Consider the following 8,213-nt stretch of genomic DNA (forward strand, 5'->3'; position numbering starts at 1 on the left):
TTTTAAGTTTGTCAATTTTTTATTGTTCTTTTTCCCGCCGCAAAAAGAACCTTATATCCTATTATAAATTTCTAAATTTAGTATGATATATAGCCACCACAGGCGTACTTCATATGTGGCACACCTACCTACGGCACGGACAGCGTCACAAAAGAAGTGGGGGTTGCCGAAGGCACGCAGAGCGGGCACGACTGAACTAGTCCCCGCAAATAACTAAAATTTAAAAATTTATTTTTTGACAAATCATATTTGTTTAGGTATATACATAAACTTATAAAAAATATATTTATTAATGAGAAAACCTGCTTAATATAGTTGTAGCAAGTACCAAATATATAGCTGTACCGCTTATATCACATATAGAAGTTACCAAAGGTACACTGCTCGTAGTAGGATCTTTTTTCAGCTTTACAAATAAAAAAGGAAGGCATAAACCTATTAAACTTCCTATTACAACAACCAGAACCATAGAAAGTGATACAACTAATGCTATCATCAAACCGCCTCTAAAAACTGCTATCAATGCTACAGCAATACTCATAGTAATACCAAGTGTAAGAGAAACCAGTATTTCCTTACAAAGCATAAAAAGCCAATCGCTTTTCTTTACATCTCCTACCGATAAACTTCTTATTATAAGAGTAGAAGACTGTGCTCCTGCATTTCCTGCACTGTCTATTAAAAGAGGCAGAAAGAATATTAGAGAAACATACTGACTTATCGTCTCTTCAAACATACCTATAACGTAACCTGATACAATATTAACAAATACCAAAATAAAAAGCCAAGATATACGTCTTTTATATAAAATTAAAGGATTGGTCTGCTTTATATTTCCGTCAAAATCATCATCAATACTAATAGCACCTAATTTGTGAAAATCTTCTGTATCTTCTTCTTCAGCGATATCAAATATATCATCTATAGTAACTATTCCAATTAAAGCATTTTTTGAATCCACTACAGGTATATAAAGTAAATCATATTTTCTTCCTATGCGTACGGCTTCCTCTTGATCTGAATATACTGATAAATATATAATGTCTGTATGCATAAGTGCTTCTATTTTCTCATCACGGGAAGCAAATAACAGATCTTTTAACAAAATATATCCTAGTAATGTTTCTTTTTTATCTACAACGTATATAACTTCAAAAGTCTCTGAATCTTTACCATGTTTTCTAATATAGTCTAAAGTCTGCTTTACAGTATATTCTGGAAAAACATCAATATATTCAGGCGTCATTATACGTCCTATACTGTCTTCAGGATATCCTAACAACTGCCTTGTAATATTAAGGTCTTTTTCCCCCATTAAAGAAAATATCTTTTTTGTAATATCAGCTGGAAGCTCCTCAAAAAGAGATGTCCTGTCATCCGGACTCATATCATGCATAAGTTCTTTAAGCTCATTATCGCTCATAGAAACTATGATTTTTTCCTGTTCTTCTGGATCAAGTTCTGAAAATACATATGCAGCATTTTCTCGCGATAAAAGTCTGAAAACTATGCTTCTGTTTTTATCATTATCAAGTATACGTATAATATCCACTACTTCAGCAGCATGCATATTAGAAAGCAGATACTTAAGCTTATCCCATCTCTGATTTTCTATAATATTAATAATTTCTGTATATTCTTTGTTTTCTATCATAATTTTTTTATATTTTGTATATCAATTCTTTTATTATTATTATATAATATATAACATTATATAATATAATAAAAAAAATCCAATAATATACTTGAATATTATGAAAAAATAAAGGAGTTATTGTAATATGTCTGATATAAAAAAAATTGGTGTATTAACAAGCGGAGGAGATGCCTCTGGAATGAATCCTGCTATAAGAAGTGTTGTACGAACTGCAATAGCCAATGGTTTGGAAGTAATGGGAATTAAAGAAGGCTATCAAGGACTTATGTATAATGATGTATACCCAATGACAGCTGGAAGTGTCGGCGGTATTATTAATCATGGCGGTACTATATTATTTTCTGCAAGATCGCCTGAATTTCAAACAGAAGACGGCATGAAAAAAGCTGCTGATAATATGAGATATCATGGTATGGACGCTTTAATAGTTATAGGAGGAGACGGAACTTATAAAGGAGCTTTGGATTTTTATAATCATCATCCTGATTTTCCTATAGTAGCAATACCCGGAACTATTGATAATGATATTTTCGGTACCGATTATACTATAGGTTATGATACAGCTGTCAATGTAGCAATGGACGCTATCGACAAATTAAGAGATACCGCTACAAGTCATGGAAGATGTTTTGTTGTAGAAGTTATGGGAAGACATGCAGGATACATTGCATTAGAAGTAGGAATAGCTTCAGGTGCTGAAGATATATTAATACCTGAAACTACTACTGACATGGATAAAATAGTGGAAGAACTGCAAATAGCTAAAAAAAGAGGAAAAAAATCTTCTATTATAGTTGTTGCTGAAGGTGATGAATCAGGCGGTGCTATGGAAGTAGCTAAACAAATAGAAGGAAAAACTGGTTTTGATACTCGTGTTACTATATTAGGACATATGCAAAGAGGAGGTTCGCCTACTTCAAGAGAACGCTTAATGGCTGCAAGATTCGGATATATTGCTGTTAAGGCTCTGCTTGAAGGCAAAAAAAATGTAGCTGTTGGTATTTGGAAAGGGGAATATACTTACACTCCTCTAACAGATGCTGTAAAAAAAGTACCTAAAGTTGACCCAATAGACTTAGCACTATGCAGAACACTTGCTATATAATTTGAGAAATTAATAATAGAGGATTAGATATTATGATAGAAAATAAGTTCATTTTAGGTGTTAGAATAGATAATTTCAAAGCGAGTCTTGAAGAAATACTAGATTACCTCAAATATGGAAAAAATATACTCATAATATCTTTGGATGTGCATCAATTACTAAAAGTACGTCATAATAAAAAGTTAAAAGAAATAGTAGAAAATTCATCTTTGGTAATTGCAGCACATCCGTCTATAGCCAAAGCTTATAAATTTATTCATAAAGAGGAAATAAATTATATTAATGAATTTATTTTATTTTCAAGAGTGATGGATTATATGGAACAAAAAAAGATGTCTATGTTTTTATTCGGAGATGAAGAAAAATATTTCTTTACTATATCAGAAAAAATTAAAAAGATTTATCCTAAAATTTATATGCTTGGCAATTACCAAAATACCAATGATAAAACAGAATTACATAAAGCATTCATAGGATTCAAGAAGATAGAACCTGATGTATTTTTAATGCATATGAAATTTAAGAAATCATTATATTGGTTCAATAATAATAAACAGAATTTAGACATGAATTTTTTCATTCCATTCAAAAGGCCATTAGACAGTTTTGCAGGAAAAATCAAAGCTCCTAGTATGGATATTTTAAATAAAAATAAATATGAATCATTCTATACTAAAAAAAATATATTTAGAATATTTTTATATATTGATTATCTAATATTCTGGATATTAATTTTATTTGAAAAAATCACAGCGAAAAAAGAAAAGCAAAGTAATTCATTAAAATAGCTGATAAAAAATAAGGATTATAATAAATGGATTATACATATATTAATTCTAAAACAATAGATAAATGGATAGAAGAAGGCTGGGAATGGGGAAAACCTATAACTCATGAAACTTTTTTAGATGCAAAAAACGGCAAATGGGATATGCTTCTCACCCCTACAAAATATGTACCTAAAGAATGGTATCCAGAGTTGAAAGATAAAAAGGTTTTGGGGCTTGCATCAGGAGGCGGACAGCAAATGCCTATTTTTGCTGCGAACGGTTCAATATGCACTTTAATAGATTATTCGCAAAAACAAATAGACAGCGATTTACTAGTATCAAAAAGGGAAAATTATAATATCAATTTAGTGAAAGCCGATATTACAAAAACATTTCCATTCAATGATGAAAGTTTTGACATAATTTTTCATCCCGTATCAAATTGCTATATTGAAGATGTTATGCATATATGGAAAGAATGTTATAGAGTTTTAAAAAATGGAGGAATTCTCATGTCTGGATTAGATAATGGTATTAATTATTTGTTTGATGAAAATTCAGAAAATGAAAAAGAAATAAAATATAAACTTCCTTTTAATCCGTTAAAAGACAAAGTTTTATTAAATAAATTAATTCAAAATAATGACGGCATACAATTCTCGCATACAGCAGAAGAACAAATTAGAGGACAGTTAAAAGCAGGATTCAAAATCATTGATATATATGAAGATACAAACGGATATGGAATACTTCATGAATACAATATACCTACATTTTGGGCTACTTTATCAAAAAAATAACAATTATTATTACTAATTATAAAACTCGCTTCTGCCTGCTCTTATTAATATATAAATATTTATTTTATTGATAAAATTATACCTAATTAATAATAAGTAAAGTATCCTGTAAAGCCTGCATATATTCTCTTGCTCTTGAAACATTAGCATTAGCTGGATATTCTGATATAAAAGCATCTAAAACTTTATAAGAGTCTGAATACCTTCCCACTTTAAAATATGATAAACCTATATAAAGAAGTGCCTCAGCATCTAAAGTATAAACATTATTAATTCTAACTCTATTATAATAATCAATAGCTCTGTTATAGTTTTTTTCATTATAATAAGATTGTGCTATTCTAAATAAAGCCTCTTCAGCATACTCTGTTCTAGGAAATAATTCGGCTATTTTTGTATAGTACATTCTTGATTTAGTGTAATTGCCTTCTACAAAAGTTTTATGAGCCATTGCTGGAACTTGTATTAAGTAAGTTCTTACAACTTCATCATAATATATACTTGTTTTATTATATTTTAGGAAATCCTCATAAGTTTCGAAAGCTCTGTCATATTCATTCATATTAAAATACACTCTTGCCCTTCCTAAAACGGCTAATTCTCCGTCAGCTCTTAAAAAATAACTTAATGCTTCACCGTATTTTTTCTGAAGGAACAACTGATATCCATACTGAATATTCATCTTTGAAGCCAAATCTTTATCTGCTGTCTTTAAATTTTCCTGCAATTTTGACATTATATAAGGATCGGCACTATTTTCTAATCTCGAAATATCTGCATAAGCTAAAACTGCATTTGTAGAATAATATACAAAATTAGGATTATTGATTATATCTGTAAGTCTTTCTTTTGCTAAAGAATATTTTTTTAGTCTTTTTAATGAATCTGCAACCATAAAATATGATTCTGCTATATTAGTTATAGGTCTGGATCTGCTGTCTATGGATAAATATTCATTTAAATTATTAATAGCATCTTCATAATTTTCTATCTCATAGCTTCTTTTACCCTTTTGAAAATATCTTTCTGGTGAAGATAAGGCTGAAACTTTTGTAATAAATACTCCGCCTAAAATAGCTGCTATTGTTATAACAGATGCCAAAACTGCTGCATAAGTCTTCATAAATATTTACACTCCAATCATAAATCGCTTAAAACCTGATTAATCCAAAAATTAACCTCTTGAGCATTATAAGTCTTTATTCTGTTAAAAACTCCCAATGCATTGTTCTTCCTTCCTAAATATTTATAGCATTTTCCTAAAAGTAAATTAATCTTATAATAAATATCATTATTAATATTTCTTGCCGATATCGGCTCAAGAATATTTGCTGCCGATAAATAATTTTTATTTTTAAACTCTCTCAATGCTTTATTATAATCATTATTATATTTACTGATTAAAGATGATGAAGCATTATTATTATTATTATTTGTAATATTATATCTATTTGTTACAGAATATATATTAGTTAATGAATACACATTTGTAAGCGAATATATATTAGTCTGCACATATGTATTTGTTATATTATTAGTATTAAATACAGTATTTGAAATGGCGGCAGTATTATTATCTGTATATGCTAAATTAGTATTTGAAACTGAATTATTATTAGTGTATGTCTTAATATTGGAAAATCCATTAAAAACTATTGATGATGTATCAACATTATCTCTTGCACTGTAAAAAATTAAATCATCAGCATAAGAAACAACAGCATAATAGTATTTAGAAGATAATATTGGTCTGTCTAATATAGAATAATGTTTTGAATCATTAGTTGCTTTTATATAATCTACTACAGAAGAATCTATTAAAGAAGATTTTCCTATTATAGGGCTTATACTTCTATAAAGATAATATACTACACTGCCGTCATTTATACCGTCCCATTCTATAATTAATGTATTACTATTTGTAGCTGAAACTGATATTTTTATGTTTTTGGCAAATCTCTCAGCATTCGGCAGATTATTTATTAACTCCTCATCGTATATAGATGATGAAGTTTGAGTATACAAAATATTGATAGATATATAGAAAAATATGATGCTTACAAAAGCAAATATTAAATATATTCCGTTTTTTTTAGTTCTTATTTTTTTCATGCAGTTATCCTTTATACACTGCAAAAATTCTCGGAAATGAAATATATAAAATTTAATAAAGCAAAATACTAATTAAAATAATCTATAAATTATAATATCAGTAAATAAAAAAGGCTTAAAAGTATAATTTATTTACTTTAATAAAATCATTATAATCTTTTAAGCCTATATAACTTATTAATATATATTAATATTATATCTTCTCCATAACGATAGCCACTAAAAATCCAACGCACATAGAAATAACAGTAGAAGCAAGCATAGGAATACTTAAAGCTGTTATATTAGGCCATAAACTTAAGAAAGATACTATTATAATACCAAGTACAAAGCCGAACAATATAGATTTATACTTCTGAAGTAATACTGTCACCAATTTCGATATGCTGAATATACCTATAACAACACCAAAACCCAAAAATATTAAAGGTATTAATAAAGATAAATTAAAAGTTTCAACAAATACTGATATGAAGTATGATATATTTTCATATTCTCCTAATATTAATAATAGTAAAGAACCTGATATACCAGGTATAACCATAGCAACAGCAGCTGCAATACCGCATAAAAATAATTTGATACCATAAAGAATTGAAAAAGATCCAGTATATACAGCAGTATCACTTACAGGCTTATTAATATCAAAATACACAAATATAGACATAATAAAAGCCCCAAGTACAAATGCTATAAATACTTTAATATTAAACTCTTCTACAGTCTTTGTTATAAATGGAAATGATCCTAATATAAGACCTACAAAAAATATTCTTGTAGGAATAGGATAATATGTAAAAGTATAATTAATAAGTTTAAGAAATAATACTATAGAAATAGCAGCCCCAATGGCAACAGGTATTAATACTTTCAAACTTTCTTTAATATCATTCCATTTAAGTTTTATTAATGCTTCAGGTAAAATAGATATTGCATATGTCAATTTTTCATATATTCCAAGTACAAAAGCAATAGTACCGCCCGAAACTCCCGGAATAGCATTAGCAATACCTATAGCCATTCCTTTTATAAAGTATGATATATAATTTCTCATTGTTTCCTCTTAATAATATTATCAAATTTATTTTTTTTATATAATTAATAATTTTCATAAAAAATGCCATGAATATAAAATTATACTCATGGCTATTATCTAATTTAAATTTATTAATTAGCTTATAACAGCTATTATTTCAACTTCTACTAATGCATCTTTTGGAAGAGATTTTATTGCAACTGTACTTCTTGCAGGAGGGTTTTCTGGGAAATATGCAGCATATACCTCGTTGAATGCAGCAAAATTAGCCATATCAGTTAAAAAACAAGTAGTTTTAATAATATTAGCCATAGTTAAATTTTCTGATTCTAAAAGACCTTTTATATTTTCCATAACTCTTTCAGTTTGTTTTTTTATATCATTTTCAGCCATATTTCCGCTTACTGGATCCAAAGGTATTTGACCTGAAGCAAAAATGAAATTTCCGCTTTTCACAGCTTGAGAATAAGGTCCTATAGCCTGCGGAGCTTTGTGTGTTTTAATGATTTTTTTATCCATATACTAATTCTCCTTTCTATTTTTAAATATTTTTTTCATTACTCTATTATGTTAATTATAATTAGTTTTTGCAAAATATCAAGTAATTAAACATTATTTTTAATAATTAAAAATGTTGCACGGGTTCCATACATATTGCATTTAAGTATTCCTTAATTTCTTAAAGTATAGCATAGGAGTATCATAATTTAAAGTAGAATGTATTCTTTTATGA

8 protein-coding genes are annotated in these 8,213 nt (G+C 28.2%); 3 read left to right on the plus strand and 5 right to left on the minus strand.

The genetic code is table 11. The features are described from left to right. Window positions 1–289: 289 nt before the first annotated feature. A complete protein-coding gene (gene mgtE, locus Q1X91_RS00945) occupies window positions 290–1,654 on the minus strand; it encodes a magnesium transporter (protein ID WP_300752460.1) in 1,365 nt (454 codons plus the stop codon). 127 nt (window positions 1,655–1,781) lie between these two features. On the opposite strand from mgtE, the gene pfkA reads away from it, so the two are divergent. Genes pfkA through Q1X91_RS00960 form a run of 3 tightly spaced genes read left to right on the plus strand, consistent with a single transcriptional unit; the run spans window position 1,782 to window position 4,332 of the window. Then, on the plus strand, window positions 1,782–2,762 hold the full coding sequence (gene pfkA, locus Q1X91_RS00950; protein WP_096737958.1) for a 6-phosphofructokinase: 981 nt from the start codon (window positions 1,782–1,784) through the stop codon (window positions 2,760–2,762). 32 nt (window positions 2,763–2,794) lie between these two features. Continuing rightward, window positions 2,795–3,550, plus strand: coding sequence for a WecB/TagA/CpsF family glycosyltransferase (locus Q1X91_RS00955; RefSeq protein ID WP_300752465.1), 756 nt, complete (start codon window positions 2,795–2,797; stop codon window positions 3,548–3,550). Between the two features lie 26 nt (window positions 3,551–3,576). Continuing rightward, a complete protein-coding gene (locus Q1X91_RS00960) occupies window positions 3,577–4,332 on the plus strand; it encodes a class I SAM-dependent methyltransferase (protein WP_300752467.1) in 756 nt (251 codons plus the stop codon). Window positions 4,333–4,414: 82 nt separating this feature from the next. On the opposite strand, the gene Q1X91_RS00965 is transcribed toward Q1X91_RS00960, so the two are convergent. The 4 genes from Q1X91_RS00965 to Q1X91_RS00980 form a co-directional block, all read right to left on the minus strand. Beyond that, window positions 4,415–5,455 carry a tetratricopeptide repeat protein gene (locus Q1X91_RS00965; protein WP_300752469.1) on the minus strand — a complete coding sequence of 347 codons (1,041 nt, stop codon included), beginning with the start codon at window positions 5,453–5,455 and terminating at the stop codon, window positions 4,415–4,417. 17 nt (window positions 5,456–5,472) lie between these two features. Beyond that, window positions 5,473–6,444, minus strand: a complete 972-nt coding sequence (locus Q1X91_RS00970; protein WP_300752470.1) for a hypothetical protein — start codon at window positions 6,442–6,444, stop codon at window positions 5,473–5,475. A 193-nt stretch (window positions 6,445–6,637) separates the two neighbouring features. Further along, window positions 6,638–7,498 (minus strand): DUF368 domain-containing protein, encoded by an 861-nt coding sequence (locus Q1X91_RS00975; protein WP_300752471.1) that lies wholly within the window; start codon window positions 7,496–7,498, stop codon window positions 6,638–6,640. Between the two features lie 117 nt (window positions 7,499–7,615). Beyond that, window positions 7,616–7,999, minus strand: coding sequence for a RidA family protein (locus Q1X91_RS00980; protein ID WP_020005791.1), 384 nt, complete (start codon window positions 7,997–7,999; stop codon window positions 7,616–7,618). Between the last annotated feature and the right edge of the window lie 214 nt (window positions 8,000–8,213).

Origin of the sequence: uncultured Brachyspira sp. (assembly GCF_949287625.1) — a bacterium.
Taxonomy (GTDB): Bacteria; Spirochaetota; Brachyspiria; order Brachyspirales; family Brachyspiraceae; genus Brachyspira.

Bases quoted from the DNA above. Each gene is read 5' to 3' on its own strand.
- Q1X91_RS00960 (WP_300752467.1), top strand. From the start codon at position 3,577: ATGGATTATACATATATTAATTCTAAAACAATAGATAAATGGATAGAA.
- Q1X91_RS00965 (WP_300752469.1), bottom strand. From the start codon at position 5,455: ATGAAGACTTATGCAGCAGTTTTGGCATCTGTTATAACAATAGCAGCT.
- mgtE (WP_300752460.1), bottom strand. From the start codon at position 1,654: ATGATAGAAAACAAAGAATATACAGAAATTATTAATATTATAGAAAAT.
- Q1X91_RS00980 (WP_020005791.1), bottom strand. From the start codon at position 7,999: ATGGATAAAAAAATCATTAAAACACACAAAGCTCCGCAGGCTATAGGA.
- Q1X91_RS00970 (WP_300752470.1), bottom strand. From the start codon at position 6,444: ATGAAAAAAATAAGAACTAAAAAAAACGGAATATATTTAATATTTGCT.
- Q1X91_RS00955 (WP_300752465.1), top strand. From the start codon at position 2,795: ATGATAGAAAATAAGTTCATTTTAGGTGTTAGAATAGATAATTTCAAA.
- Q1X91_RS00975 (WP_300752471.1), bottom strand. From the start codon at position 7,498: ATGAGAAATTATATATCATACTTTATAAAAGGAATGGCTATAGGTATT.
- pfkA (WP_096737958.1), top strand. From the start codon at position 1,782: ATGTCTGATATAAAAAAAATTGGTGTATTAACAAGCGGAGGAGATGCC.